This window comes from Rhodovarius sp., assembly GCF_040399605.1.
Classification (GTDB): Bacteria; Pseudomonadota; Alphaproteobacteria; order Acetobacterales; family Acetobacteraceae; genus Rhodovarius; species Rhodovarius crocodyli_A.
Genome location: NZ_JBBARU010000025.1, coordinates 1 through 26,809 on the forward strand (window position 1 = coordinate 1; position 26,809 = coordinate 26,809).

Below are 26,809 nucleotides of genomic sequence, written 5' to 3' on the forward strand. Positions count from 1 at the left end.
CCGTGATCGGCCAGCACCTTCGTCAGCACATTGCCGGCAACGAGGCGGGAGAGGTCAACCACCCGCACATCGGCCAGGGCACCGGTGGCGGTGGGGTCGTATTCGTGGCGGGGGAGGTTGCTCATTCTGCGCGGATATTGGCGCGGGTGGCGACATCGCGAAAGCGGGTGATGTCACGGGCCAATTCGGCCTGGAATTCGGCGCCGCTGGCAAAGCTGGGGCGGGCGCCCTCGGCCTCATAGACCCGGGCGATATCGGGCTCTGATAGCGCGTCACGGATGGCGGCTTGCAGCAGGGCGGAGATGGCCGGCGGCAGGCCGCGCGGTGCGAGCAGGCCCCACCAGATGCTGGCCTCGTAATCAAGCCCGGTGGCGCGCACGATCGGGGCGGCGGGGTTGGAAGCCGGCGCACCCGGGGCGGTATAGGCCAAAAGCCGCACCCGGCCATCGCGGATCGGCCCGCTGGCGCTGGCCATGGTGGTGATGAGCAATTGGATATGGCCGGCCACGAGGTCAGTCACTGCGGGCGGCATGCCGCGATAGGGCACGTGGTTCAGCCGCAGCCCCGCCTGCAGCGCGAAATATTCGGTTACGAAATGGTTGATCCCGCCCGGGCCGGAACTGCCGAAATCAATGCTCCCCGGCCGGGCGCGGGCGATGGCCAGCAGCGAGGCGATGTCGCGCGCTGGGAAATCCAGCGTGGTCAGCACCAGAAAGGGCGAGCGGGCGAGCAGCGCCACCGCCTCAAAGCTGGTTTGCGCGTCATAGGGCGTGCGCTGCACCACGGCGGAGGCGGCGAAGCTGGAGGAGGTGACCATCAGCGTGGTGCCATCGGGCGCTGATTGCGCCACCTGGCCAGCGCCGATGGAGCCGCCAGCGCCGGGGCGGTTCTCCACCACCACAGGCTGGCCGAGGCGGGCGGCGAGTTTTTCCGCCAGCGGCCGGGCGATAACATCATTCGAGCCGCCGGGCGGGAAGGGCACCACCAGCCGAACCGGGCGGGTGAGTTGGGCGCGGGCCAGGGCGGGCAGGGCCAGCAAGGCGAGGGTGGCGCGGCGTTTCATGCTGTTTTCTCCTGGGATGCCGTCTTGTCAGAGCGCCCGCCAGCCGATGTCGCGGCGGAATTGGCCTTGCGGCCAGTCGATCAGCGCAATCGCGGCATAGGCCGCATCGCGCGCCGCCGCCAGATCGGCCGCCATGGCCGCCACGCCCAGCACGCGCCCGCCTTGGGCGGTGATGGCGCCGGGCGCGCCACGGGTGCCGGCATGGAAGATGGCCACGCCGGGCACTGCGGCGGCGGCCTCCAGCCCGGCAATGGCCGAGCCATTCACCACCGGCCCGGGATAGCCCTGGTTTGCCATCACCACGACCAGGGCCGGGGCATCGCGCCAGCGCGGCGGCTCTGCGGGCAGGTGCCCGGCAGCGGCGTCGCGCAGGAAGGGCAGCAGGTCGGATTCCAGGCGCAGCATCAGCACCTGGCATTCCGGGTCGCCGAAGCGGACATTGTATTCGATCAGCCGGGGGCCGGTGGCGGTCAGCATCAGCCCGGCGAAGAGCACGCCGGTGAAGGGCGTACCGCGCGCGGCCATTTCGGCCAGGCTGGGGCGGATGATGCGCGCCATGACCTCGGCCTCGATGGCGGGGGTGAAGGCGGGGGCAGGGGAATAGGCGCCCATGCCGCCGGTATTGGGGCCCTCATCGCCATCAAAGGCGCGCTTATGGTCCTGCGCCGCGCCCAGGAACATCGCCTCGGTACCGGCGCAGAGGGCGAAGACGCTCACCTCCTCGCCCAGCATGCATTCCTCGATCACCACAGCGGCGCCGGCGGCGCCATGGATGCGCGCCTCCATGATTTCCGTGACGGCTGCCTCGGCCTCGGCCAGGGTGGTGGCCACGACGACGCCCTTGCCGGCCGCGAGGCCATCTGCCTTCACCACGATGGGCGCGCCCTGGGCGCGGATATAGGCGCGGGCGGCCTCGGGGTCCTCAAAGCGCGCCCAATCGGCGGTGGGGACATGGGCTGCGGTGGCGACTTCCTTGGTGAAGGTTTTGCTGCCCTCCAGCCGGGCGGCTGCGGCGGAGGGGCCGAAACAGGCGATGCCGGCGGCGCGGCATTGGTCGGCGAGGCCCAGGGTCAGGGGCCCCTCGGGCCCGGCCACCACCAGATCCACCGCATTCTCCCGCACGAAGGCGATGATGGCGGGAATATCCTCAGCGCCAATGCCCACGCATTCGGCGATGGCGGCAATGCCGGCATTGCCGGGCGCGCACCACAGCCGGGTGAGCAGGGGCGATTGCGCGATCTTCCAGCACAGCGCGTGTTCCCGCCCGCCGCCGCCCACCACCAAAACTCGCATATGCCGACACCCCGATGCAACCGGCGCTGGATTAGCATAGGGTGCGGTGATGGATAGTCTGAGCAATGTGCCCGAATACAGCGTTGGCGACCTGGCAGGCGCCATCAAAGGCGTGCTGCGGGAGAATTTCGGCCGGGTGCGGGTGCGCGGCGAGATCACCGAATGCAAGCGCTACCCCTCGGGCCATATCTACCTCTCCATCAAGGATAGCGAGGCGAAGCTGGAGGCGGTGGTCTGGAAGATGACCGTGCGCAATCTGGCGATCACGCCGGAGAATGGCATCGAGATCGTCGCTACCGGCCGGATCGACACCTATGCCGATCGCAGCAAGTACCAATTGGTGATCGAGGCGCTGGAATATGCCGGTGAGGGCGCGCTGCTCGCTGCCATTGAAAAATTGCGGGTGAAGCTGCTGGCCGAGGGGCTTTTCGCGCCCGAGCGCAAGCGCGGCTTCCCCACCATTCCCGCCCGGATTGGCGTGATCACCAGCGAGAAGGGGGCGGTGATTCAGGATATTCGCACCACCATCGCCCGGCGCTTTCCCCGGCCCATCCTGCTCTGGCCGGTGCCGGTGCAGGGGCAGGGCGCAGCGGAGAAGATCACCCAGGCCATTCAGGCGATGGGCGCGCTGCCGCCGGGGCTGCGGCCGGATTTGCTGATCATCGCCCGTGGCGGTGGTTCGCTGGAGGATTTGGCGGCCTTCAATGATGAAGCGCTGGTGCGCGCCGCCGCCGCCTGCCCCATTCCGGTGATCTCGGCCATTGGCCATGAGACCGACACGACGCTGCTGGATTTCGCCGCCGACCGCCGTGCCCCCACCCCCACGGCGGCGGCGGAAATGGCGGTGCCGCCGCGGATGGAATTGCTGGCCGATTTGTTACAGCGCGCCGGGCGGCTGCATCACGGCATGCAGGCGGGTTTACAGACGCGCCGCCTGGGGCTGGAGCGCGCCGCCCGCGCCCTGCCGGCCATGCCGGACCAATTGGCCCAGCTTCGGCAACGCCTTGATGACCGGGCGGAGCGGCTGCGCCAGGCCATGCTGGGCCAATTGGCCGGCCGTGGCGCGGCGCTGGGGCGGCTTGGCCTGCCGCATCCGCGGGAGGGGGTGGCCGCGCGCCATGCCCAGCTGAAGATGCTGGGCAATCGGCTGCAGGCGGGCTGGGCGGCGGCGCAGATGAAGCGCGGCGCGGCGCCGGCGCTGGGGCGTTTTTCCGCCGCGCCGATTGCGGCGCTGCTGCGCCAGCGGGCGACGGAATTGGCCGGCCAGGCGGCGCGGCTGGAAAGCGTCTCCTATGTCGCGGTGCTGGCGCGCGGCTTTGCCCTGGTGCAGGCGCCTGGCGGCAAGGCCATCACCCGGGCGGCGCAGGCCCGGGCGGGGGCGGCCATTACCTTGACCTTCGCCGATGGCAAGGTGGCGGCCAGGGTGCAGAAGCGCGAGGATGATGGCGCGCAGGGTAGCCTCTTGTAGCGTGGTTGCGGCGCGCCCTGGCCGCGGGCAGCCTGCGGGTTTGGCAGAGGGGCGGGCGATGAAGCGCGAAACGGGGCGATTGGAGCGGCCAGGCTGCTCAATTCATTACGAGGTAACGGGCGAGGGCCCGGCGCTGGTCTTTGCCCATGGTTTGGGTGGCAACCATATGTCGTGGTGGCAGCAGGTGGGGCATTTTGCGCCGCGTTTCCGCTGCATTACCTTCTCTCATCGCGGTTTTTGGCCTTCCAGCGCAATTCCGGGCGGGCCGGAGCCGGATGATTATGCCGGTGATCCGGCGGCGCTGGTCGATCATTTGGGGATTGAGAGTTTTGTTCTCATCGCCCAGTCGATGGGTGGCTGGACGGCGGTGGAATATGCACAACTGCGCACCGGCAAGCTGCGCGGCATCGTCATGGCGGCAACCGGCGGCAGTATTGCGCGGGACAAGCTGGGCGATCCTGCGGCGCTGGCGGCCTGGGAGGCCGCGAGTGCGGCCACCAAGCAAGCCCTGACCGCGGCTGGAGGCCATCAGGCGACCGGGCTGCGCATGTTGGCCGAGCAGCCGGCCATGGCGCTGCTCTACCAGCATGTGGATGAGGCCAATGCCGGGCTGGCGAAGGAGGCGCTGCGGGCGCGGATGAATGGCATGCGCCGGCGCCCGCCCGAGGATCTCGCCGCCGCCGGCTGCCCCATTCTGCTCATCGCCAATGAGGAGGATGTGGTGATGCCGCCCTTCGCCTCGGCCGCCATTGCCCGGGCGGTGCCCGGCGCCAGGGCGGCGATGATCAGCCGGGCCGGACATTCAGCCTATTTCGAGCGGCCGGCGGAATTCAACGCGCTGGTGGATGGTTTTCTGGCTGGGCTTTGAGGGCTGAGGCAGACCCAAAAGGGGCTGGGGCTCATCGCCGGTCCGCTGTTGAGGCAGGCTCTTAGTCCAGCCGCAACCCGGTTTCGGCCACCAATTGCCGCACCACCTGCCGGTCATGCACGATGCGCGCGGCGAAGGCGGCGGCGGGTTCATTCACCGCCTCATTGCCGCCCACGCTCAAGCGTTCGCGCACGAAGGGGTCCTGGGCGGCGAGGCGCATTGCCTCGGAGAGCCTTGTGATCATCGGCGCGGGTGTCGCTGCCGGGGCGAAAAGCCCGTTCCAGGAGGTGAGGTCAAAGCCCGGAAACCCGCTTTCGGCGATGGTGGGCAGATCAGCCATGCTGCCGCGCCTGGTGGCGGAGGTGAGGGCGATGCCCCGCGCCCGGCTATCCTGTACCAGAGGCCTGAGGGTATTGGCGGTGCTGATCACCGAATCCAGATTGCCCGCCGCCACATCGCGTGCCGCATCGGCGCCGCCGCGATAGGGCACATGTTCCAGCCGCACCCCGGCGCGATGGGCCAGCAGCACGCCGGCCAGATGGCCGGTTGAGCCCACCCCGGGCGAGCCGAAGGTGACGCCGGGATTGGCCCGCGCCTCGGCGATATAACCCGCCAGATCACGGCCCGGGAAATTCGATCTGGTGACCAGCACATAGGGCAGCGCTGTTGCCTGGGCGACGGCGGCGAAGGCAGTTTCGTAATCGAAGCTCAAGCCGCGCTGGATGAGCGGCTGCACCACAAAACCGAAACTGTCGAAGAGCAGCGTCAGCCCATCGGGCGCCGAACCCGCCACCGCCGCCGCGGCGATGGCGCCGCCGGCGCCGGCACGGTTTTCCACCACCACCGGCTGGCCCAGCGCCTCGGCCATTTTGGGCTGGAGCAGGCGCATCACCGTGTCCGACTGCCCGCCCGGGGCGAAGGCCACGATCACCCGGACCGGCCGGGCCTGGGCCTGGGCGATGAGCGGCATCGCCAGCAGCGGCAGGCTGCGCCGTGTGATCACCTGGCGAATTCTGGCATATCGACCGACAGAATGCGTTTGACGCTTTCGAGGTGCAGCCGCGCGCTCTCCCGGTCGCCCTCGCGCATTTGCTCATAGGTCTTGCGGGCCAGTTCCGGCGGCACCGGCTTGAGCTTGCGGCCGGTGCTCTCCGCCAGCCACTGCGCATGGGCGGCGCGCTCAAGGTAGTAAAGATCATCCCAGGCCTCGGCGATGGAGGCCCCCAGCACCATCACACCGTGATTGCGCATGAAGACGATATCGGCATCGCCCACGCTGGCGGCGATCCGGTCACCCTCGGCATTGTCGAGGGCGAGGCCGTTGTAATTTTCATCCACCAGGGTGCGGCCGTAGAATTTCAGCGCGGTCTGGCCGGCCCAAACCAGTGGTTCGCCCTCCAGCATCGCCAGGGACGTGGCATAGGGCATGTGGGTGTGGAAGGCGGCGCGGGCGCGCGGCTGGTTCGCGTGCATCCGGGCATGGATGAAGAAGGCCGTCGCCTCCGGCACGCCGTCGCCGGCCACGACCCGGCCCTCCAGATCGGTGATGAGCAGGCGCGAGGCCGTGATTTCGGAAAACGCCCAGCCATAGGGGTTGACCAGCATCAGGTCGTCTCGCCCCGGCACCACGGCGGAGAAGTGATTGCAGATGCCCTCATGCATGCCCAGCCGCGCCGCCATGCGGAAACAGGCGGCGAGGTCGATACGGGCCTGCTGGATGGCGGGCGTGTCCAGATCGGAATTGCGAAGGATCGCGGGGGCGGAGGGGGGGAGTGCGTGTGCCATGGCTCAACCCTTGCAGGCTGGCCCGCGCGGGGCAAGTCTGGTTGCATGACCCTTCGCCGCGCCCTGCCCATTCTCCTCGCCACCCCGGCCCTGGCCCAGGCGGCGCCGCTGTCCATTCTGGGCACGGGCGCCGCCGAGCACCCGATTGACGAGATTGCCAAAGCCTTCACCCGCGCCACCGGCCGCGCCGTGCGCACCGCCACCGGCAATGGTGGCCAGGTGGCGGCGCGGATTCGCGGTGGCGAGGCGCCGGATGTGGTGCTCAATGCCGGCCCGGCGCTGGATGGGCTGATCCGCGACGGTTTCGCGGTGGCGGCCTCGCGCCGGGAAATGGGGCGGATGCGCCTCGCGGTTGCAGTCAAACGCGGCAGCGCCCTGCCCGAGATCACCACCGAGGCGGGGCTGGGCGCCTATTTGCGCTCCGTGGCCAGCATTGGCGTCTCGGATGCAGCAACCGGCGCCACCTCCGGCCAGCATGTGCTGGATTTGCTGGCGCGGCTGGGGGTGCCGGCGGTGGGCGGGCCGCGCATTGCGCCCTTCACGCGCGGCATCACCGCGGTGCAGGCGGTGGCCAGGGGCGAGATCGTCACCGTCATCACCCAGGCCAGCGAGATCACGGCGGTGCCCGATGCGGTGCTGGTGGCGCCGCTGCCCGATCATCTGCAACTGATTACCCCCTATGTCGCGGCCATCCCCACCCGGGCGCCTGATTCGGCGGCCGCAGAGGCGTTTCTGGCGATGGCCAGCGGGCCGGTGGGGCAGGCGGTGTTCCGGGCGGCGGGGTTTGCGGTGGGGTAAAGCCGGGCCATAAAGTTCGAATGCAAACCAACCAACGCATTGACGGCCAGCGCCTCTGGTCCACCCTTATGGCCATGGCCGAGATCGGCGCCACCCCGCGCGGCGGTGTGAAGCGCCTGACGCTGACCGAGATCGACCGCCAGGGCCGCGAGCGGTTTGCCGAATGGTGCCAGGCGCTGGGCCTGACCATGCGCGTTGATGCGATCGGCAATATGTTTGCCCGCCGCGAGGGCCGCGACCCCAATCGGCCGCCGGTGCTGATGGGCAGCCATCTGGACAGCCAGCCCTCGGGCGGCAAATTCGACGGCGCGCTGGGGGTGATCGCCGGGCTCGAGGTCATGCGTTCGCTCAATGACCTCAATATCGTCACCGAGGCGCCCATCGAATTGGTGAATTGGACCGATGAGGAAGGCAGCCGCTTTGGCCATTCCCTGATGGGCAGCGGCACTTGGGCCGGGATTTTCCCGCTGGAGAAGACCTATTCGCTGACCGATGCCGAGGGGGTGCGCGTGGATACCGCGCTGGACGCCATCGGTTATCGCGGCACCGAGCCGGCCGCACCCTTCGCCGCCGATGCCTATTTTGAGCTGCATATCGAACAGGGGCCGATCCTGGAGCGCGAGGGCCGGCAGATTGGCATTGTCACCGGAGCCCAGGCGCAGGTCTGGTACGATGCCAGGATCGAGGGCCAGGATTCCCACGCCGGCACCACGCCGCCCAGCACCCGTCGTGACGCCCTGCTGGCCACCGCCCGGGTGGTGGAGTTGGTGGACCGGATCATGCGCTCGCGCGGTGAGGATGGCCGCGGCACGGTGGGCTGGCTGCAGGTCTCGCCCAATAGCCGCAATGTGGTGCCGGGGGAGACCCGCTTCTCGGTGGAGTTCCGCCACCCGGATTTCGCCCAGGCCCAGGCCATGGCCGCGGAATTCGAGGCTGAGGCCGCCGCCCTCGTCGCCGCCAGCGGCTGCGCCTGGCATTTGACTGAGCTGTTTCGCCTCGACGCCCAGCCCTTTGACGCTGATTGCGTGGGGCTGGTGGAGGCGGCTGCGAGCCGGCTGGGCCTCTCCGCCCGCCGCATCGTCAGCGGTGCGGGGCATGATGCGGTTTACGTCGCCCGCCATATCCCCACGGCGATGATTTTTACCCCCTGCAAGGATGGGTTGTCGCACAACGAGGCCGAGAGCATCGAGCCCGAGGAGGCCGAGGCCGGCTGCCAGGTGCTGTTCCAGGCGGTGCTCGCCCGCGCCAATCGGGTTCTGCCCGGCTGATTTTCGTTGCTGTAACGTGATGATAACGTCACCTTGGCGTGATGTTTGGGTTTCGTCCCGCTGCGGATTATGCTGCTCTGCGATAAGGTTGTGAAAAGGCAAAAAATGATGGAGGGCGTTGCACCAGCGGCATCCCTGAGCTTCGAGGCGGCATTGGCCGAACTCGAAACGATCGTGCGCAGCCTCGAATCCGGTAAGGGCGACCTCGCGCGGGCCATCGCCGATTACGAGCGCGGCACCCTGCTGCGCCGCCATTGCGAGACCTTGCTGGCCGATGCCGAGGCCAAGGTGCAGGCCATCGCCCAGGCCCCGGACGGAGCCCTCACCCTGCGTGATGTGGAATAGGTTGGAATGAGTGTGACAACGAGCATCGCCACTGCCAGCGTTGCGCTGGCCCGTGCCCTGGCCGATTCGGCCGCCGAAATGGAAGACGCGCTGGACACACTGCTGCCGGTGGCCGAGGGCGATGAGGCGCGGCTTTATGAGGCCATGCGCTATTCCGCCATGGGCGGTGGCAAGCGCATGCGGGCCTTTCTGGTGCTGGAGGGTGCGCGGCAATTCAACGTCTCGCGCACTGCAGGGCTGCGGGTGGCCGCGGCCATTGAGATGATCCACGCCTATTCGCTGGTCCATGATGACCTGCCGGCGATGGACAATGATGACCTGCGCCGCGGCAAGCCCACCAACCACAAGGCCTTTGATGAGGCGACGGCGATCCTGGCCGGTGATGCGCTGCAATGCCATGCCTTCACCGTGCTGGCCGATGAGGAAACCCATCCCGACCCGGCGGTGCGGATCGAACTCGTCCGCGCCATTTCCCGCGCTGCCGGCCCACGCGGCATGTGCGGCGGCCAGATGCTGGACATGATGGCCGAACAGGGCCGCATCCCACCCGAGGAAGCCGCAATTGGCCGGTTACAAACACTTAAGACTGGCAAATTGATCGAGGTCTCGGCCGAGGCGGGCGCCATATTGGGCAAGGCGCCGGCGCAGCAGCGCCATGCCCTGCTGGCCTATGGCCGCGACCTGGGCGCAGCCTTCCAGATCGCCGATGATATTCTCGATGCCACGGCCAGTGCCGAGGATACCGGCAAGGCCACCGGCAAGGATGCCGGGGCTGGCAAGGCCACGCTGGTGGGGCTGCTGGGCATCGAGCGTGCCCGCATGCAGGCAGAGCGCCTGGTGACGCAGGCGCGTGACCATCTCGACGCCTTTGGCGAGCGCGCTGACATGCTCCGCGCGCTGGCCGATTACACGATTTCGCGGAGAAGCTGAATATGGACCGCCCGAATACCCCGCTGCTCGACCGCGTGCATGTGCCGGCCGATTTGCGCAATTATTCCAATGATCAACTCAAGCAACTGGCCGATGAATTGCGGGCGGAGACCATCTCCACCGTCTCGGTCACCGGCGGGCATCTGGGTTCGTCGCTCGGTGTGGTCGAACTCACGGTCGCCATCCATGCGGTGTTTGATACGCCGCATGACCGGCTGATCTGGGATGTGGGCCATCAATGCTATCCGCATAAGATTCTGACCGGGCGGCGGGACCGCATTCGCACGCTGCGCCAGCCCGGCGGCCTTTCTGGCTTCACCAAGCGCAGCGAGAGTGAATACGACCCCTTCGGCGCGGCGCATTCCAGCACCAGCATTTCGGCCGGCCTCGGCATGGCGGTGGCGAGTGCGTTGCAGGAGACGCCGCGCAACGTCATCGCCGTGATCGGCGATGGCTCGATGTCCGCCGGCATGGCCTATGAGGCGATGAACAATGCAGGGGCGGAAAAGGCCAATCTGATTGTCATCCTCAACGACAATGACATGTCGATTGCGCCACCCGTGGGTGCGATGTCGGCCTATCTGAGCCGCACCATCTCCTCGCGCCCCTTCCTCTCGGTGCGTGAGTTCGTGGGCAAGCTGGCCAAGAATTTTCCGGGGCCCATCGAGCGCGCGACCAAGCGGGTGGATGAATATGCCCGCGGGCTGCTGACCGGTGGCACGCTGTTCGAGGAGATGGGGTTTTATTACGTCGGCCCGATCGACGGCCACAATATGGACCATTTGCTGCCGGTGCTGCGCAATCTGCGCGACACGGAGCATAAGGGCCCCTTCCTGATCCACGCCGTCACCCAGAAGGGCAAGGGCTATGCCCCTGCCGAAAGCTCGGGCGACAAGTATCATGGCGTGCAGAAATTCAACGTCGTCACCGGCGAGCAGCAGAAGGCGCCGCCGGGGCCGCCGGGCTATCAGAAGGTGTTTGCCCAGGCCTTGATCGCCGAGGCGGAGCAGGATGAGCGCATTGTGGCGGTGAATGCCGCCATGCCCTCGGGCACCAGCCTTGATATGTTCGCCAAGCGTTTCCCTGAGCGTTGCTTCGATGTGGGCATTGCCGAGCAGCATGCGGTCACCTTCGCCGCTGGCATGGCGACGGAGGGGCTGAAGCCCTTCTGCGCGATTTATTCCACCTTCCTGCAGCGCGGCTATGACCAGGTGGTGCATGATGTGGCGCTGCAAGGCCTGCCGGTGCGCTTCGCGATGGACCGTGCCGGGCTGGTGGGGGCCGATGGCGCCACCCATGCCGGCAGTTTCGACATCGCCTATCTCAGCTGCCTCCCCGGCTTCACGCTGATGGCGGCCAGCTGCGAGGTGGAGCTGGCGCATATGATCGCCACCATGGCCGGCATTGATGACGGCCCCTCCGCCGTGCGCTACCCGCGCGGCGAGGGCTTTGCCTTGCAGCCAGTGCCCGCCCGCGGCACCCGGCTGGAAATCGGCAAGGGCCGCATTCTGCGCGAGGGCACCAAGGTGGCGCTGCTCTCCTATGGCGCGCGGCTGCAGGAATGCCTCAAGGCGGCCGATGAGCTGGCCCTGATGGGTCTTTCCACCACGGTCGCCGATGCACGCTTCGCCAAGCCGCTCGACACCCAGCTGGTCGAGCGCCTGGCGCGCGAGCATGAGGTGCTGATCACCATCGAAGAGGGCTCGATGAACGGCTTTGGCGGGCTGGTGATGCACCACCTCGCCCATGCCGGGCTGCTTGATCGCGGCCTGAAATTCCGGCCGATGACGCTGCCGGACATCTATATCGACCACGACAGCCCGAAGAAGCAGTACGACATCGCCCGGCTCAATGCGCCGCAGGTGGTGGAGACGGTGCTGGCGGCGCTGGGCAAGGAAGCGCTCGCCGCACGTGCGTAAGCTGCGCATCGACCAGCTGCTGGTCGATCGCGGGCTGGTCGAATCCAGAACCCGCGCCCAGGCGCTGCTGATGGCCGGCCTCGTCTATTCCGGCGAGCGGCGGCTCGATAAGCCGGGGCTGAGCGTGGCGGAGGATATCGCGCTCGAACTGCGCGGGCAGGAGCACCCTTGGGTCTCCCGCGGCGGTGTGAAGCTGGCGCATGGGCTGGCGCATTTTGACCTGTCACCGGCGGGGCTGGTCTGCCTTGATGTGGGCGCCTCCACCGGCGGTTTCACCGATGTGCTGCTGCATCACGGTGCGGCGCGGGTGCATGCCGTGGATGTGGGCCACGGCCAATTGGCCTGGAAGCTGCGCAATGACCCGCGTGTGGTGGTGCGCGAAAAGCTCAATGCCCGGCACATGACCAGCGAGGATGTGGGTGAACCCATTGAGGCGCTGGTTTGCGATGCCAGTTTCATTGGCCTGCGCACGGTGCTGCCCGCACCGCTCGCGCTCTGTGCCCCCGGCGCTTGGGCCCTGGCGCTGATCAAGCCGCAATTCGAGATGGGGCCGAAACTCGCCCCTGGTGGCGTTGTGCGGGACGCGGCGGTGCATGAAGCGGCCTGCGCGATGATCCGCGACTGGTGGGCCGCCTTGCCGGGCTGGAGCATTCTGGGCATCGAGCCCAGCCCCATCACCGGGCCGGAAGGAAACCGGGAATTCTTATTGGCGGCGCGGCTGCAGGCGGCGTGATTGAGGCTGTGGATAGAATTGTGGATTGCTTCATCTCGCCTGCTCGCCTGATGATGGGATTGCGGTGGCCAAAGCTATTTTTGCTTCACGAAATCGTTACTTGGCCGGAAATAGTGGCATATGGGCGCGGTGAAGGATTTTTCACATGCGTGTGTTTGCAAGGCCTTGGCATTAAATTCTGAGGCTTGGCAGCAATCTCTACCCAAGGGCGCCGTAACATTTTGCAAATATCGGCTGATTTGACTGCCTTGGCAGCATCACGCCCCGCCGCTTGTGAATGATTTGCGCCGTGGGGCGGTGAGAGGTGCCTCCGCCCCCCGCCGACGCGGCCATCCCGCGCCTTACCGCCAGCCGCCATGACGGCCGCCGTGACGGCCGCCGTGACGGCCTCCGTGATGGCTGGAGGCGTAATGCCGATAGCCCCCGCGATAGCCATAGGCAGGCTGGCTATAGGCGTGGCTCCGATAATAGCCGCCGCCACCGCCATAATAGCGGGGCCCATAGCCTGGCGCCACGCAGGCAGACAGCGCCAGCACAGCGCCAAAGACGGAGATGATGCGGAGCAAGCGGTTCATGGCGAAGCTCGGTGGGGCCATGGGCCCCGATAGGTGGCTGTGGGCGGCGGGTTGCCGTCCCTATGGCGCTTCCTCATCAGGCACCCGCTCCGTGGCGGCCCTACGGTGCCACTGTGACGCTTTGTGGGCGATTGCGGCAGCATTGCGCCTCCCCAAGGCGGCCGGGCAGGGGTAACCTCACCGCGCATGTCACAATCCCTACCAGCCAAAGACCCCAGGCTCATCGCCATCATCGTGGCCAGCGCGCTCTTCATGCAGAATCTGGACAGTGCGGCGGTGATCACAGCCCTGCCCAGCATGGCGCGCGATATGGGGGTGGAACCGGCGCGGCTGGGCGTGGCCATCACCAGCTATCTCGTGGCGCTGACCGTGTTCATTCCCATATCCGGCTGGGTGGCGGATAGGTTTGGCCCCAAGCGGATTTTCATGGTGGCCATTGCCCTTTTCGCCACCGCCTCGGCCGCCTGCGGCCTGTCCAATGGCCTGGGCGAATTGGTGGCGGCGCGCATCACCCAGGGCCTGAAGGGCGCCATGATGGTGCCGGTGGGCCGGCTTCTGCTGCTGCGCGGCCTGCGCAAGGACCAGATGCTGATGGCGATGACCTGGCTGACCATGCCCGGCATGCTGGGGCCGATCTCCGGCCCGGTGCTGGGCGGCGTGCTGACTGATCTTTGGGGCTGGCGCAGCGTATTCTGGATCAATATCCCAGTGGGCGTGCTGGGGCTTTGCCTGGTAGCCTGGAAGATTCCCACAGTGCAGGTTGACCATCCCGGCCCGCCGGATACGCGGGGGCTGCTGCTGGTGGGCATCGCCATGGCCAGCTTCATGTTCGGGCTGGAGACTGTGGGGCGGCATGTGATGCCCTCCGGCCTGCCGGAGGCTGGGCTGGTGCTCGGTATTCTGGTCGGCGTGGTTGCAGTGCGGCATTGCCTGCGCGCGCGGCTCCCGGCGCTGGATTTTTCGCTGCTGCGGGTGCCCACCTTCCACGCTGCTGCAGCCACCGGGACGATTTTTCGCGTCGGCGCTGGCGCCAGCCTCTTTCTGGTGCCGGTGCTGCTGCAGGTGGGTTTTGGCTGGAGCGCCACCGAATCCGGCGTGGTGAGCTTTGCCACGGCGCTGGGCGCCTTGGCGATGAAGCCATTGGCCCGGCCCATTCTGCGGCGCTGGGGATTTCGCGGCAGCATCGTCTGGGGCAGCGTCATGGCTGGGGCTTCGCTGGCGGCCTGCGCGCTGTTCACGCCGGCCTGGCCATTGCCGGCGATGTTCGCGCTCCTCGCCCTGGGGGGGCTGTTCCGCAGCCTGCAATTCACCGCGCTCAATACATTGGCCTTTGCCGATTTGCCGCAATCGCGGTTTTCGGCCGCGACGGGGTTTTATGGCATCACCCAACAAATCGCCCCCGCGCTGGGCGTGGTGCTGGCCACGGCATCGCTGGAGTTGAGTGCGGCCATGGCCGGGCGGGCGGTGGCGGCGGCGGATTTCACCATCGCCTTCATCGTGGCCGGCCTGGTGGTGGCGAGTGCCGCACCGTTCTTTGCCCGCCTGCCCAAGGATGCCGGCGATGAGGTGAGCGGGCATCGTGACCGGTGATGGGCTGAAGTGAGGCTCTGCCTGCGAATCCCGTGGCTTGCCCATGCGGCGGGGGGGTGCATTGACGAAAATGCAATGAAGGAACCGCCCCCCCTTGCGCCCCGGCGCTGCCCGGCCTAACCCCCCTCCCCATAGCCGGCTGTGCCGGATAATCCTGGATTATGTGGCACAGCCGCTGGTCCCGGCTGACGGTTTAGTGATATTTTGCCCACCATTCGGTCACGTGGCCGCAGGGCCAGTAGGAGAGAACGCAGATGAGTGAAGTCGCCGACAAGGTGAAGAAGATCGTGGTGGAACATCTCGGCGTCGAAGAGGCGAAGGTGACCGAAGCTGCGTCCTTCATTGACGATCTGGGCGCCGATAGCCTCGACACCGTCGAGCTGGTCATGGCCTTCGAGGAAGCCTTCGGTGTGGAAATCCCCGATGACGCGGCTGAGAAGATCACCACCGTCAAGGACGCCATCGATTTCATCGAGAAGCATCAGGCCTAAGCTCTAGGCCGCCGGGTTCCGGGAGTAGCGTTCGGTGTTTGCACAAGGCTTCGCACCACGTCGCGTGGTGGTAACCGGCATGGGAATCGTCAGCCCTCTGGGTTTGGGCGTGGCCCATGTCTGGAAGCGGCTGGTAAACGGTGAGAGCGGTTTATCCGCCATCCAGTCCTTCGACCTCAAGGACCTGCCGGCCAAGGTGGCCGGCCAGGTGCCCAATGGCGCGAAAGCCGATGGCAAGCTCGACCTGAACGAATGGATCCCGATCAAGGACCAAAAGAAGATGGACCGCTTCATCCAGCTCGCCATCGTGGCGGCGGCGGAAGCGGTGGAAGATAGCGGCTGGGTCGCCGATACTGAGGAGGCGCAGTGCCGCACCGGTGTCATGATCGGCAGCGGCATTGGCGGTCTGGAAACCATCCAGGAAGCGGCTTCGCTGGTGCAGGCCGGCCGCACGCGGCGGCTCTCGCCCTTCTTTATCCCCTCTGCGCTGGTGAATTTGGCATCGGGCCATGTCTCCATCCGCTATGGCTTTAAGGGGCCGAACCATTCGGCCGTCACCGCCTGCGCCACCGGCGTGCACGCCATTGGCGATGCCGCACGGCTGATCGCACTCGGCGATGCCGATGTGATGGTGGCGGGCGGCACTGAGGCCGCGGTTTGCGAATTGGGCATTGGCGGCTTCTGCGCCGCACGCGCCCTTTCTGTGGCTTTTAATGACGAACCCACCCGCGCCTCGCGCCCCTGGGATAGGGATCGTGATGGCTTTGTGATGGGCGAAGGCTCCGGCGTGGTGGTGCTCGAGGAATACGAGCATGCCAAGGCCCGCGGTGCCACGATCTATGCCGAGGTGGCCGGCTACGGCATGAGCGGCGACGCGCATCACATCACCGCCCCTTCGGACACCGGCGATGGCGCCTTCCGCTCCATGCGCATGGCGCTCCGCGATGCGGGCGTGACGCCTGACCAGGTGCAATACGTCAATGCCCATGGCACCTCCACGCCGATGGGCGATGACCTGGAACTGGGCGCGGTGGAGCGCCTCTGGGGCGAGGCCGGTGCCAAGCTGGCCATGAGCAGTACCAAATCCTCCGTAGGCCACCTGCTCGGTGCGGCCGGTGCGGTGGAGGCGGTGTTCAGCATCCAGGCGATCCGCGATGGTGTCGCCCCGCCGACGCTGAACCTCGAAAACCCCTCGCGCGAGAGCATTATCGACCGCGTGGCATTGCAGGCACAGCAGCGGCCGATTGAATATGCGCTGTCGAATAGCTTTGGCTTTGGTGGCACCAACGCCTCCGTGGTGTTCCGCCGGGCGCCCTAAAACGGCTTGCGCCATCCCTGGTTTATTGGCCATCATGCGGCCAATAAACCAAGGGAACGCTTCAATAATGATCACCCGCCGCGCGCTGGGGCTTGCCGCCCTCGCCAGCCCCGTCATCACTGGCCTGGCCCACGCCCAGGCACAGCGCCTGCGTTGGGCGCATGTCTATGAGGTCAATGAGGCCTATCATACCGAGGCGCTCTGGGCTGCGGCGCAGTTCCGCGAGCGGACGAATGGCAAATACAATATCGAGGTCTTTGCCGCCTCCGCCCTCGGCAATGAGCCGCAGATCAACCAGGGCCTGACCCTGGGCACCATCGACATGATCTATACCGGCGTGGCCTTCGCCGGGGCCAGCTACCGGGCGATGTCGATCAGCCACGCGCCCTATGCGATGCGCGATTACGCGCATTTCCAGGCCTATCGCGGCTCTGCCCTGCATCGCGAACTCATCGCCGGCTATGACGCGCAAACCCGCCACCACGCCGTGGCGCTGACCTATTATGGTGACCGCATGGTCACCGCCAATAAGTCGATCATGACGCCGGCCGATATGCGCGGCCTGAAGCTGCGCGTGCCGCAGGCGCCCTCCTTCCTCATGTTCGCCCGCGGCGTGGGCGCCAATGCCACCCCCATCGCCTTTGCCGAGGTCTATCTTGCCCTGCAAAACGGCACGGTGGATGCGCAGGAAAACCCGCTGCCGACCATCCAGGCGAAGAAGTTTTATGAGGTGCAGAGCCATGTCAGCCTGACCGCGCATATCACCGACAGCCTGCTGACCATCATCTCCGGCACCACCATGCGCCGCTTTAACCCCGCCGAGCAGGGCATGCTGCGCGAGATTCTGGCCCAGGCGGCTGATCGTTGCGGCGCGGCCATCCGCAGCCAGGAGCAGGAGCTGGCCGCCTGGTTCCGCGCCCAGGGCAAAACGGTGCAGGAACCCGACCGCGCCGCCTTCCGCGCCGCCTGCGTGCCGCTGCACAATGTGGATGTGGGCTGGAGCCGGGCGCAGTACGACAGGTTGCAGGCGTTGTGATTCAGCCCGGAGCGGCCAGCCGGCGCAGCACCGCGTAGCCGCCCAGCGTGACCAGGGCGAGGTGGCCGAATGCCAGCCCTCAGCCCAGCGCCCCGGTGCCTGCCAGATCAAGCGTGATGCCCACCACCAGCGGCCCGACAAAGCCGCCGGCATAGCCGCACATGCTGTGCAGCCCCATGGTGGCGCCCCGCCGGCCGGCCTCGGCCGCCTGCACCGTACCCGCGGTCAGCGCCGCGCTATCGAGGTAGATGGCGGCATTCCACAGCAGCACGCTCAGCGCCGCCAAAGGCGCCGAGACCAAGGCGGACCAGCCGGTCAGCAGCGCCATGCCGGCGGCGGCACCCACCGCCCAGGCCACCACCCGGGCGCGGCCAAAGCGCTGCGCCACCTCATTGCCATAGATCGAGATGGCGATGGCGCTCAGCCCCGCCAGGGTGAAGAGCGTGGTCGGCCCGGGCAGCCATTCCGGCGCGCCGTGGGTGGCGATCACCATGGCGAGGAAGGTGACAGCCCAGGCCCGCAGCGCCGCCAATTCCCAGGTGTGCACGGTGTATCCCATGATCCAGGCCATAGCGGGGCGGTTGCGCAGCACCGGGCGGAAATCCAGCAGCCCGCCACGCGGCGCGGCCGGTGCGGCGGTGCCGCCCCCCATGGCCAGCGCGCCGATGGCCGCCGCCCCCAGCGCCGCCACGCCGCCAAACAGAAAAGCCGCCTCCGGCCCCGCCACCGCATCCAGCCCGCCGGCCACCAGGAAGGAGGCCGAGCCTGCAATCCCCACCCCGGCGGCGTGCCAGCTCACGGCACGGGATTGCGCGGCCCCTTCCAGCCTATCGGCAATCACCTTCAGCCCGGGCATGTAGCAGCCGGCCCAGCCAATGCCCGCCACCGCGCGCAACACCAGCGCGCTCCAAAAACCATCGGCCAGCAGGGCGAAGCCCAGATGCGAGGCCGCGGTCAGCCCGGTGCCGACAAGATAGACCCGCCTAGCCGGCACCCGGTCGGTCAGTGAGACCAGAACCGGCACGGCGGCCACATAGGCGGCGAAGAAGGCGCCAATCAGCCAGCCTGCCTCTGTCGCCGAGAGCGACCAGCGGGTGATATAGCCCGGCAGCAGCGCCGGCAGGGTGAAGGAGCCGATTTGCGCCAGCACCTGCGCCGCAACAATGGCGGTGGCGAAGCCGGGCGCGGTCATTCCCGCTCAGTCGGTGACGGGTTCGCCGCGCACCGGCTTGCCGCCGGCCTCTATCAGCAGCGCCTCGATCTCATCGGCGGCCAGCGCCACATCCTCGGCATCGGTGCCCTTGGCCACCAGCGCCACGCCGCCGCGCACCGGCATGGGGCGGAAATAGGGGTAGCTGCCGATATCGAGGTTGGGATGGGCCAGCTGCACCCCGGCCAGCGCGGCGGCGATGCCGCCCTCGAAGACGCCATCGGCATGCACGGTGGCCGAGACAATGGCCTCGCCGCGCTCCAGCTTGGGTGCGAGTGCGCGGAACATCGCCTGCATGATGCGCGGCACCCCGGCCATCACATGCACATTCTCCATCGAGAAGCCGGGCGCGATGGTGGCCTCATTCTCGATCAGCACGCAGCCGCGCGGCATGGTGGCCATGCGCTGGCGTGCCTCGTTGAAGATGCTGGGCGGGTTCTGCGCTGCGTAGAAATCCGCCATGCGCTTCCAGGCCACCGGATGCGGCTCCCATGGCACCGAGAAGGCGCGGGCGATGCATTCGCTGGTGATGTCATCATGCGTCGGCCCAATGCCACCGGTGGTGAAGACATGGGTGAATTTGCGGCGGGTCTCATTGACGGTGCCGATGATGGTCAGCGGGTCATCGGGGATGACGCGCACTTCGCGCACCGGAATGCCCAGTTCGCCCAGTTCGGTGGCCAGGAACTGGATATTGGCATCGCGGGTGCGGCCGCTGAGCACCTCATTGCCGATGATCAGAATACAAGCGGTTGGGTTGGCCATCACAGCATCTCCTGCAGCATCGCCACCAGCGGCCGGTCGGCCGGGGGCATTGGGTATTCCGCCATGCGGTTGGGCCGCACCCAGGCCAGCGCCTGGCCCTCGACAGCGCGCATTGTGCCCCGCCAGCGGCGGCAGACAAAGAGCGGCATGAGGAGATGAAAGCTCTCATAGGCGTGGCTGGCAAAGCTCAGCGGCGCCAGGCAGGCGGCGGTGACATCGATATCCAGCTCCTCCTTCAACTCGCGGATGAGCGCGGCCTCGGGGGTTTCGCCGGGGTTGAGTTTGCCGCCGGGGAATTCCCACATGCCAGCCAAGGCCTTGCCCGGCGGGCGCTGGGCCAGCAGCACCCGGCCATCGCCATCAACGATGGCGCAGGCCACCACCAGCAGCATGGGCAGGGCGCGGGGCGGTGCCATCTCGCGCGGCTTGGCCATCTCGAAGGTCAGCACATCCATGACGCGGTTGCGCGACATGAATTCCTGCACCCCCTGGCCGGTCTGGGCAAAGCCGCAGGCGCGCAGCACCGCCTGGGAGCCCAGATTATCGGTCAGCGCGCTGGCCACCACACGGTCTAGCCCCAGCGTGCCGAAGCCCCATTCCAGCAGGGCCCGGGCCGCCTCGCGCGCATAACCCTGGCCCCAGAATTTCCGGCCGAGCCAATAGCCCAGCTCGGCCTCGCCGGGGTTGGCGCGGTTGGTGGTCAGGCCGATGCAGCCGATCAACTGGTCGCCCATGGTGATGGCGAGATGAAACCCCTCACCGCGCGCCGCCTGGTCATGGGTGGAGCCGATCCAGTCGCCCGCCATGGCCTCGCGATAGGGGAAGGGCACGCGGGCGAGGTTGCCGGCCACCGAGTAGTCATTGACCAGCCGGAACATCGCCGCGGCATCGCCGGGCTGCAGGCCGCGCAGTGCCAGACGGGCGGTGGTGAGATCGGGCAGGCTCATGCTTCTCCGGCCAGCACCAATAGCGGCAGCGCCAGCCATGCCCTCAACTGCGGTAGCTGCCGTTGATATCGATATAGGCGTGGGTCAGGTCGCAGGTATAGATGCTGGCTTTCCCGGCCCCCAGGCCGATATCGATGGTGATGGTGACCTCGCGCCCCTGCATATGGGCGGTGACCGGTGCCTCGTCGTAATCCGGCGCCAGCTCGCCCTCCCGCGCCATCCAGACGCCGCCGACGGCGATGGAAAGCCGGTCACGCTCCGCCGGCTCACCCGCCTTGCCCACCGCCATGACGATGCGGCCCCAATTGGCGTCGGCCGCGGCGATGGCGGTCTTCACCAGCGGTGAATTGGCCACCGACATGCCGATGCGGTGGGCGGATTGATCGGACACCGCGCCGGTCACATCGATGCGGATGAGTTTCTGCGCGCCTTCGCCATCGCGCGCGACCATCAGCGCCAATTCCATCAGCACCTCATGCACGGCGCGGGTGAAATCGCCCAGCATGGGCCCACCCTCGGCCGGCACCTGGGGATGCGCGGCGGCGCCGGTGGCGAAGAGCAGCACGGTGTCGGAGGTGGAGGTATCGCTATCAACCGTCACGCTGTTGAAGCTTGGGCCGATGCCGTTGGAGAGAATTTTCTGGAGCACCGGGGCGGGGATTTTCGCGTCGGTCGCCAGGAAGGAGAGCATCGTCGCCATATCGGGCATGATCATGCCGCTGCCCTTGGCGATGCCGTTGATCGTCACCACCGCCTCGCCGATCTTCGCCGTGCGGGTCACGCCCTTGGGGAAGGTGTCGGTGGTCATGATGGCGCGGGCGGCCTGTTGCCAGGCATCGGCGGTGAGCCTGCCCGCCAGCCCCGGCAGGGCGGCGGTGAGTTTTTCGGTGGGCAGCTTCTCGCCGATCACCCCGGTGGAGGCGAGAAACACCTCGCGGGGCTCGCAGCCCATCAGCTGGGCCATGGTTGCGACGGTTTGCGCGCAGGTCTCGCGGCCGGCCCTGCCGGTGAAGACATTGGAATTCCCGGCATTGACGACCAGCGCCCGGGCCTTGCCGCCGGCCAGCGCCGCGCGGCACCATTCCACCGGCGCGCCGGGGCATTTGTTCAAGGTAAAGACGCCCGCCACGGTGGTGCCGGCGGGGAAGACCATCATGGTCACGTCATCGCGCCCCTGATAGCGGATGGCGGCGGCGGCGGTGCCCAGTGCCACGCCGGCAATGGCGGGCAGCGCGGGCAGGGGCAGGGCGAGGGGGGAGACCTCCATGGCCATGGTTCAGCGCCTCCCAGCCGGGGCGGGTGGGGGTGGTGGCGTGCCCACCAGCGGTGCGGCGGGGGCAGCCGGCGCCTCCACCCGCTCGATATTGACCGAGCCGCGCAGCCGCTCAACCGCCCCGGCCACCTCTTCCTGCAGCAGCGCCTGGCGGATTTGCTCCCGCGAATCGTCAAAGCTGGGCGCCTGGGTGCGACGGCGTTCATCAACGCGGATGACATGCCAGCCAAATTGCGTGCGCACTGGTGCGGCCACCAATTGGCCCGGCTGCAGGGCAAAGGCGGCCTCGGCGAAGGGCGGCACCATATCGGCCCGCTTGAACCAGCCCAGATCACCACCCTCGCGGCTGCCGGGGCCGGTGGCCATGCGGCGGGCGACATCCTCGAAGGATTGGCCGCGATTGAGGTCGGCCAGCGCGGTGCGCGCCTCGGCCTCGGTCGGCACCAGGATATGGCGGGCGCGGACCTCGTCCTCGGCCTGGTTGGCGGCGGCATCGCGGTCATAACGGGCGCGGATGGTGGCATCGGTCACCCGGGGCAGCACCTCGCGCTGCAGCAGGGTCTGGGTCAGTTCCTGCGCCTCGGCGCGGGCGAGGCGGGCGCGCACCTCCGGGTCACGGTCCAGCCCGGCGCGGCGGGCGGCGGCGATCAGGGCACGGTCGGTGATGGTGCGGTCGATCAATTGACGCATCGCCTCGGCCGGGATCATGGCCAGCAGGGCCTCGGCCGGCACGCCGCGCATTTCGGCCGGCATCACATCTGCGGCGGTGGCCAGCACATCGGACATGCGCACCGGCTCGCCCTCGATTCGGGCGATGATGGCGTCCGGCGCGGCAGGCGCCTGTGCCAGGGCCGATGAGGCGAGCAGAAGAAAGGCAAAATGCGGGAAACGCATGCGGCAGGGCCCCAGAGATTTTTAAATTCCTGATCAGAATGGCCGATGCGCCCGGGTGCCACAAGTTGGGCCGCACGTTGACCCTGCGATGCCCCCGCCCTATTTGCGCTTCTGCCCCTTGGAAGCCCACCGGCCGCGCGCATGGGGCCGGAGAATAGGTCACATCATGTTTTCCCGCCTGGCTCGTGCCATTTTCGGTTCTGCGAATGACCGCGCTTTGAAGCGCCATGAGGCGAGGGTGCCGCGCATCAATGCGCTGGAATCCGGCCTCGCTGCCCTGGATGACGAGGCGCTGCGCGCCCGCGTGCAGGCGATCCGCGACCAACTCGCCGCAGGAACAGAGCTGGATTCGGTGCTGGAGGAGGTCTTCGCCATCGTGCGCGAGGCTGCCAAGCGCGCGCTCGGCATGCGGCATTTCGATGTGCAGATGATTGGCGGCATGGTCCTGCATGAAGGCCGCATCGCTGAAATGAAGACCGGCGAGGGCAAGACCCTCGTTGCCACCCTGCCGGTGGTGCTCAACGCGCTCTCCGGCAAGGGCGTGCATGTGGTGACGGTGAATGACTATCTGGCCAGCCGCGATGCCGAATGGATGGGCAAGCTCTACGGCTTTCTCGGCCTGTCCACCGGCGTCATCGTCAATGGCCTCAATGATGATCAGCGCCAGGCGGCCTATGCCTGTGACATCACCTATGGCACCAACAATGAATTCGGCTTTGACTATCTGCGCGACAACATGAAGTACCGGCTGGCCGACATGGTCCAGCGCAGCTTCAACTTCGCCATTGTCGATGAGGTGGATTCGATCCTGATCGATGAGGCGCGCACGCCGCTCATCATCTCCGGCCCGACGGATGACACCTCGGACCTCTATCGCCGCGTCAACGCCGTGATGGTGGGTTTCGTGACCGATGCTGAGCGCTTCGAGAAGGATGAGAAGCAGCGCACCGTCAATATGACGGAAAAGGGTGGTGAGGAGATCGAGGCGCTGCTGCGCGCGGGCGGCGTGCTGACCGAGGGTGGACTCTACGACACCGAGAATATCTCGCTGGTGCATCATGTGAACCAGTCGCTGCGCGCCCATACCCTGTTCAAGCGCGATGTCGAATATGTCGTGCGTGACGACAAGATCATCATCATCGATGAATTCACCGGCCGCATGATGGATGGCCGGCGCTACTCCGATGGCCTGCACCAGGCGCTGGAGGCGAAAGAATTCGTCACCGTCCAGCCCGAGAACCAGACGCTGGCCTCGATCACCTTCCAGAACTATTTCCGTCTCTACCCGAAGCTGGCCGGGATGACCGGCACGGCATCGACCGAAGCCGATGAATTCGCTGAGATATACAAGCTGGAAGTGGTTGAAATTCCGACCAATGTGGCGGTGGCGCGGGTGGATAGCGATGATGAGGTCTATCGCACCACGGCCGAGAAATATGACGCGGTGGCAACGCTGATCGAGGAATGCCGCGCCCGCAACCAGCCCGCGCTGGTGGGCACCACCAGCATCGAGAAATCGGAAATGCTCTCGGCCATCCTCAAGGCCAAGCGAATCCCGCATGCGGTGCTCAATGCGCGTTATCACGAGCAGGAGGCGGGCATCATCGCCCAGGCCGGCCGGCCTGGCACCATCACCATCGCCACCAATATGGCCGGCCGCGGCACCGACATCAAACTCGGCGGCAATGCCGATATGCTGGCACGGCAGGAGACCGGCACCTCGGATGGCGAGGCCTATGAGGCAGCACTCGCTCGGCACGAGGCTGAGGTGCTGGAGTATAAGAAGACCGTCATGGCGGCCGGTGGGCTCTTCGTGATCGGCACGGAGCGCCACGAATCCCGCCGCATCGACAACCAGCTGCGCGGCCGCTCCGGCCGCCAGGGTGACCCCGGCGGCAGCCGCTTCTTCCTCTCGCTGGAAGATGATCTGATGCGGATCTTCGGCTCCGAGCGCATGGGCGGCATGCTGCAGAAACTCGGCCTCAAGGAAGGCGAGGCGATCACCCATAGCTGGATCAACAAGGCACTCGAAAAGGCGCAGAAGAAGGTCGAGGCGCGCAATTTCGACACCCGCAAGAACCTGCTGAAATATGATGATGTGATGAATGATCAGCGGCGCGAGGTGTATTCCCAGCGCCGGCTGTACATGGAAGCGAGCGACCTGTCCGAGACGGTTGTAGAAATGCGCCGCGAGACCATCCACGACATGGTGCGCGCCGCCATTCCGGAAAACTCCTACCCCGAGCAATGGGACCTGGCCGGGCTGGAGGAGAAGGTGCGCGTTAACCTCAACCTGGACCTGCCGGTGGCGGCGATGGGCAAGGAGGAGGGGATTGATGACGACATGATCCTCGAGCGGCTCCAAGACGCCGCCGACCGTGCAAGCGCCGTGCGCGCCGCCGATATCGGCCCTGAGATGATGCGCATGGTGGAGAAGAGCCTGCTGCTGCAGCTCTTCGATCAGGTGTGGAAGGAGCACCTGCTGCAGCTCGACCATCTCCGCCAGGGCATTGGCCTGCGCGCCTATGGCCAGCGGGACCCGCTGAACGAGTATAAGAGCGAGGCCTTCGTGCTGTTCAACAGCATGCTGGAGGATTTGCGGGTGCGGGTGACCTCGCTGCTGATGCGGGTGGAACTGCGTCCCGATGCGCCGCCACCGATGCCCGAGCCGGTGCGCGTGCTGGATATGCGCCACCCCTCGCCCGATGGTGCCGATATGGAGGGCCAGGGCGATGTGGCGGTGGCGCCGCGCCGCGGCGAGGCGGTGAACCCGAACGACCCGGCAAGCTGGGCTGGCACGCCGCGCAATTCGGCCTGCCCTTGTGGTTCGGGGAAGAAGTACAAGCACTGCCATGGGCGCATGTGAGCGCCATGGCCGAGCCGCGTGACATGACCTAGGCTCTCCCGCCAGCCGAGGATCACCATGCAAACCAATTTCACGCCTGAGCAATTGCGCGACCCCGAATTGCGGGAAGCCAATACCATTCTGCGCAGCTGCGTGCATTGCGGCATGTGCACCGCCACCTGCCCCACCTTCGTGGAACTGGGCGATGAGCTGGATTCGCCGCGCGGCCGCATCTACCTCATCAAGGACATGCTGGAGAATGGCCGCCCCGCCACCGAGCTCGAGGCCCGCCATGTCGATCGCTGCCTCTCCTGCCTCAGCTGCATGACAACCTGCCCCGCCGGGGTGAACTACATGCACCTCGTCGATCATGCCCGCCGGCATATCGAGGAGACCTATGACCGGCCCCTGCCCGAGCGCCTGCTGCGCCGCATGCTGGCGATGATTCTGCCCTACCCGGCGCGCTTCCGCCCCGCCATGCGCCTGGCCGGGCTGGTGCGTGGCCTCGCCGGCCTGATCCCCGGCCAGTCGATGACGGCCAAAAGGCTGCGCGCCATGTTGAAACTGGCACCGAAAACCCTGCCGCCGGCACAACCCCTCGGCAGCCTCTACCCCGCCGAGGGCGCGCGGCGCGGCCGTGTGGCGCTCCTGGCCGGCTGCGCCCAGCAGGTGCTGGACCCGGAGATCAACGCCGCCACTATCCGCCTTCTCACCCGCATGGGGGTGGAGGTGGTGGTGCCGCCCTCCACCGGCTGCTGCGGCGCGCTGACCCATCATATGGGCCTGCATGACCCCGCCATGGCCGCCGCGCGGGCCAATATCCTGGCCTGGGACGCGGCGGGGCTGGATGCGGTGGTGGTCAATACCTCGGGCTGCGGCACCACGGTGAAGGATTACGGCTTCATGTTCCGCGAGGCGCCGGAAGCCGCCGCCGCCGCGCGCGTTTCCGCCATGGCGATGGACATCTCCGAGGCGCTGGACAAATTCGGCTATGCCCCCAGCCGGCCCGCGCCGGGCATCACCGTGGCCTATCACAGCGCCTGCTCGCTGCAGCATGGCCAGAAGATCACCGCCCTGCCCAACCAGCTGCTGCAAAAGGCGGGCTTCACGGTGAAGGAACCGCTGGAGGGCCATCTCTGCTGCGGCAGTGCCGGCACCTATAACATCATGCAGCCCGACATCGCCGAGCGGCTGCGCGCGCGCAAACTGGCCAATATCAACCGCACCGGTGCCTCGGTGCTGGTGGCGGGCAATATCGGCTGCCTCACCCAGCTGGGCGGCGAGGCGCTGCCCACCATCCACACCGTGCAAATGCTGGACTGGATGGCCGGCGGGCCAAAACCCGCCGCGCTGTAGCTTTTATTCCCCCATGTTCCGAGCCGCCTTGCGAAGCCG

At 67.1% G+C, this 26,809-nt stretch carries 24 protein-coding genes; 14 read left to right on the forward strand and 10 right to left on the reverse strand.

Features of this window, described 5'->3' with window-relative positions:
• Positions 1 to 121 precede the first annotated feature (121 nt).
• Together ABWP84_RS08755 and purD are read right to left on the reverse strand one after the other, a co-directional pair.
• The gene (locus ABWP84_RS08755; RefSeq protein WP_353211641.1) at positions 122 to 1,063 is read right to left on the reverse strand and encodes a tripartite tricarboxylate transporter substrate-binding protein; all 942 of its coding nucleotides are present in this window, start codon (positions 1,061 to 1,063) and stop codon (positions 122 to 124) included.
• A gap of 27 nt (positions 1,064 to 1,090) precedes the next feature.
• Complete coding sequence (gene purD, locus ABWP84_RS08760) at positions 1,091 to 2,356, reverse strand: phosphoribosylamine--glycine ligase (RefSeq protein ID WP_353211642.1); 1,266 nt, start codon at positions 2,354 to 2,356, stop codon at positions 1,091 to 1,093.
• Positions 2,357 to 2,405: 49 nt separating this feature from the next.
• Here purD and xseA point away from each other — a divergent pair, with 49 nt between their 5' ends.
• Both xseA and ABWP84_RS08770 read left to right on the forward strand, forming a co-directional pair.
• Positions 2,406 to 3,824 (forward strand): exodeoxyribonuclease VII large subunit, encoded by a 1,419-nt coding sequence (gene xseA, locus ABWP84_RS08765; protein ID WP_353211643.1) that lies wholly within the window; start codon positions 2,406 to 2,408, stop codon positions 3,822 to 3,824.
• A gap of 58 nt (positions 3,825 to 3,882) precedes the next feature.
• The gene (locus ABWP84_RS08770; protein WP_353211644.1) at positions 3,883 to 4,692 is read left to right on the forward strand and encodes an alpha/beta hydrolase; all 810 of its coding nucleotides are present in this window, start codon (positions 3,883 to 3,885) and stop codon (positions 4,690 to 4,692) included.
• Between the two features lie 61 nt (positions 4,693 to 4,753).
• Here the strand turns inward: ABWP84_RS08770 and ABWP84_RS08775 are convergent, their stop codons facing one another.
• A complete protein-coding gene (locus ABWP84_RS08775; protein ID WP_353211645.1) occupies positions 4,754 to 5,695 on the reverse strand; it encodes a tripartite tricarboxylate transporter substrate-binding protein in 942 nt (313 codons plus the stop codon).
• On the reverse strand, positions 5,692 to 6,477 hold the full coding sequence (locus ABWP84_RS08780; protein WP_353211646.1) for an aldolase: 786 nt from the start codon (positions 6,475 to 6,477) through the stop codon (positions 5,692 to 5,694). Before ABWP84_RS08780 ends, ABWP84_RS08775 begins: the two co-directional genes overlap by 4 nt.
• Before the next feature lie 45 nt (positions 6,478 to 6,522).
• Here ABWP84_RS08780 and ABWP84_RS08785 point away from each other — a divergent pair, with 45 nt between their 5' ends.
• The 6 genes from ABWP84_RS08785 (at position 6,523) to ABWP84_RS08810 (ending at position 12,470) form a co-directional block, all read left to right on the forward strand.
• Positions 6,523 to 7,275 carry a substrate-binding domain-containing protein gene (locus ABWP84_RS08785; RefSeq protein ID WP_353211647.1) on the forward strand — a complete coding sequence of 251 codons (753 nt, stop codon included), beginning with the start codon at positions 6,523 to 6,525 and terminating at the stop codon, positions 7,273 to 7,275.
• Positions 7,276 to 7,295: 20 nt separating this feature from the next.
• Positions 7,296 to 8,543, forward strand: coding sequence for a Zn-dependent hydrolase (locus ABWP84_RS08790; RefSeq protein WP_353211648.1), 1,248 nt, complete (start codon positions 7,296 to 7,298; stop codon positions 8,541 to 8,543).
• A 105-nt stretch (positions 8,544 to 8,648) separates the two neighbouring features.
• Entirely contained in the window at positions 8,649 to 8,888 is a 240-nt protein-coding gene (locus ABWP84_RS08795) for an exodeoxyribonuclease VII small subunit (protein WP_353211649.1), read from the forward strand.
• 6 nt (positions 8,889 to 8,894) lie between these two features.
• Entirely contained in the window at positions 8,895 to 9,818 is a 924-nt protein-coding gene (locus ABWP84_RS08800; protein WP_353211650.1) for a polyprenyl synthetase family protein, read from the forward strand.
• 2 nt (positions 9,819 to 9,820) lie between these two features.
• Positions 9,821 to 11,737, forward strand: a complete 1,917-nt coding sequence (gene dxs / locus ABWP84_RS08805; RefSeq protein WP_353211651.1) for a 1-deoxy-D-xylulose-5-phosphate synthase — start codon at positions 9,821 to 9,823, stop codon at positions 11,735 to 11,737.
• Positions 11,730 to 12,470 (forward strand): TlyA family RNA methyltransferase, encoded by a 741-nt coding sequence (locus tag ABWP84_RS08810; protein WP_353211652.1) that lies wholly within the window; start codon positions 11,730 to 11,732, stop codon positions 12,468 to 12,470. The genes dxs and ABWP84_RS08810 overlap by 8 nt, the downstream gene beginning before the upstream one ends.
• Before the next feature lie 341 nt (positions 12,471 to 12,811).
• On the opposite strand, the gene ABWP84_RS08815 is transcribed toward ABWP84_RS08810, so the two are convergent.
• A complete protein-coding gene (locus ABWP84_RS08815) occupies positions 12,812 to 13,045 on the reverse strand; it encodes a hypothetical protein (protein ID WP_353211653.1) in 234 nt (77 codons plus the stop codon).
• Between the two features lie 186 nt (positions 13,046 to 13,231).
• Here ABWP84_RS08815 and ABWP84_RS08820 point away from each other — a divergent pair, with 186 nt between their 5' ends.
• The 4 genes from ABWP84_RS08820 to ABWP84_RS08835 all read left to right on the forward strand — a co-directional run bounded on the left by ABWP84_RS08820 (position 13,232) and on the right by ABWP84_RS08835 (position 17,480).
• A complete protein-coding gene (locus tag ABWP84_RS08820) occupies positions 13,232 to 14,635 on the forward strand; it encodes an MFS transporter (RefSeq protein ID WP_353211654.1) in 1,404 nt (467 codons plus the stop codon).
• Positions 14,636 to 14,889: 254 nt separating this feature from the next.
• A complete protein-coding gene (locus ABWP84_RS08825; RefSeq protein WP_353211655.1) occupies positions 14,890 to 15,126 on the forward strand; it encodes an acyl carrier protein in 237 nt (78 codons plus the stop codon).
• A 34-nt stretch (positions 15,127 to 15,160) separates the two neighbouring features.
• Positions 15,161 to 16,444, forward strand: a complete 1,284-nt coding sequence (fabF, locus tag ABWP84_RS08830; protein ID WP_353211656.1) for a beta-ketoacyl-ACP synthase II — start codon at positions 15,161 to 15,163, stop codon at positions 16,442 to 16,444.
• Between the two features lie 67 nt (positions 16,445 to 16,511).
• Positions 16,512 to 17,480, forward strand: coding sequence for a sialic acid TRAP transporter substrate-binding protein SiaP (locus ABWP84_RS08835; protein WP_353211657.1), 969 nt, complete (start codon positions 16,512 to 16,514; stop codon positions 17,478 to 17,480).
• A 79-nt stretch (positions 17,481 to 17,559) separates the two neighbouring features.
• Here ABWP84_RS08835 and ABWP84_RS08840 read toward each other — a convergent pair whose 3' ends face one another.
• From ABWP84_RS08840 to ABWP84_RS08860, 5 genes are read right to left on the reverse strand one after another with little or no spacing between them, the layout of a single operon-like run.
• Positions 17,560 to 18,672: an MFS transporter gene (locus ABWP84_RS08840; protein WP_353211658.1), complete on the reverse strand. Its 1,113-nt coding sequence runs from the start codon at positions 18,670 to 18,672 to the stop codon at positions 17,560 to 17,562.
• Positions 18,673 to 18,678: 6 nt separating this feature from the next.
• On the reverse strand, positions 18,679 to 19,455 hold the full coding sequence (locus ABWP84_RS08845) for a molybdopterin-binding protein (RefSeq protein ID WP_353211659.1): 777 nt from the start codon (positions 19,453 to 19,455) through the stop codon (positions 18,679 to 18,681).
• Complete coding sequence (locus tag ABWP84_RS08850) at positions 19,455 to 20,402, reverse strand: bifunctional GNAT family N-acetyltransferase/(deoxy)nucleoside triphosphate pyrophosphohydrolase (RefSeq protein ID WP_353211660.1); 948 nt, start codon at positions 20,400 to 20,402, stop codon at positions 19,455 to 19,457. Before ABWP84_RS08850 ends, ABWP84_RS08845 begins: the two co-directional genes overlap by 1 nt.
• 43 nt (positions 20,403 to 20,445) lie before the next feature.
• On the reverse strand, positions 20,446 to 21,675 hold the full coding sequence (argJ, locus tag ABWP84_RS08855) for a bifunctional glutamate N-acetyltransferase/amino-acid acetyltransferase ArgJ (RefSeq protein ID WP_353211661.1): 1,230 nt from the start codon (positions 21,673 to 21,675) through the stop codon (positions 20,446 to 20,448).
• A gap of 3 nt (positions 21,676 to 21,678) precedes the next feature.
• Positions 21,679 to 22,569 carry a peptidylprolyl isomerase gene (locus ABWP84_RS08860; protein ID WP_353211662.1) on the reverse strand — a complete coding sequence of 297 codons (891 nt, stop codon included), beginning with the start codon at positions 22,567 to 22,569 and terminating at the stop codon, positions 21,679 to 21,681.
• Between the two features lie 166 nt (positions 22,570 to 22,735).
• On the opposite strand from ABWP84_RS08860, the gene secA reads away from it, so the two are divergent.
• Together secA and glcF are read left to right on the forward strand one after the other, a co-directional pair.
• On the forward strand, positions 22,736 to 25,435 hold the full coding sequence (gene secA, locus ABWP84_RS08865; RefSeq protein ID WP_353211663.1) for a preprotein translocase subunit SecA: 2,700 nt from the start codon (positions 22,736 to 22,738) through the stop codon (positions 25,433 to 25,435).
• 57 nt (positions 25,436 to 25,492) lie between these two features.
• Positions 25,493 to 26,770: a glycolate oxidase subunit GlcF gene (gene glcF / locus ABWP84_RS08870; RefSeq protein ID WP_353211664.1), complete on the forward strand. Its 1,278-nt coding sequence runs from the start codon at positions 25,493 to 25,495 to the stop codon at positions 26,768 to 26,770.
• Positions 26,771 to 26,809: the final 39 nt, after the last annotated feature.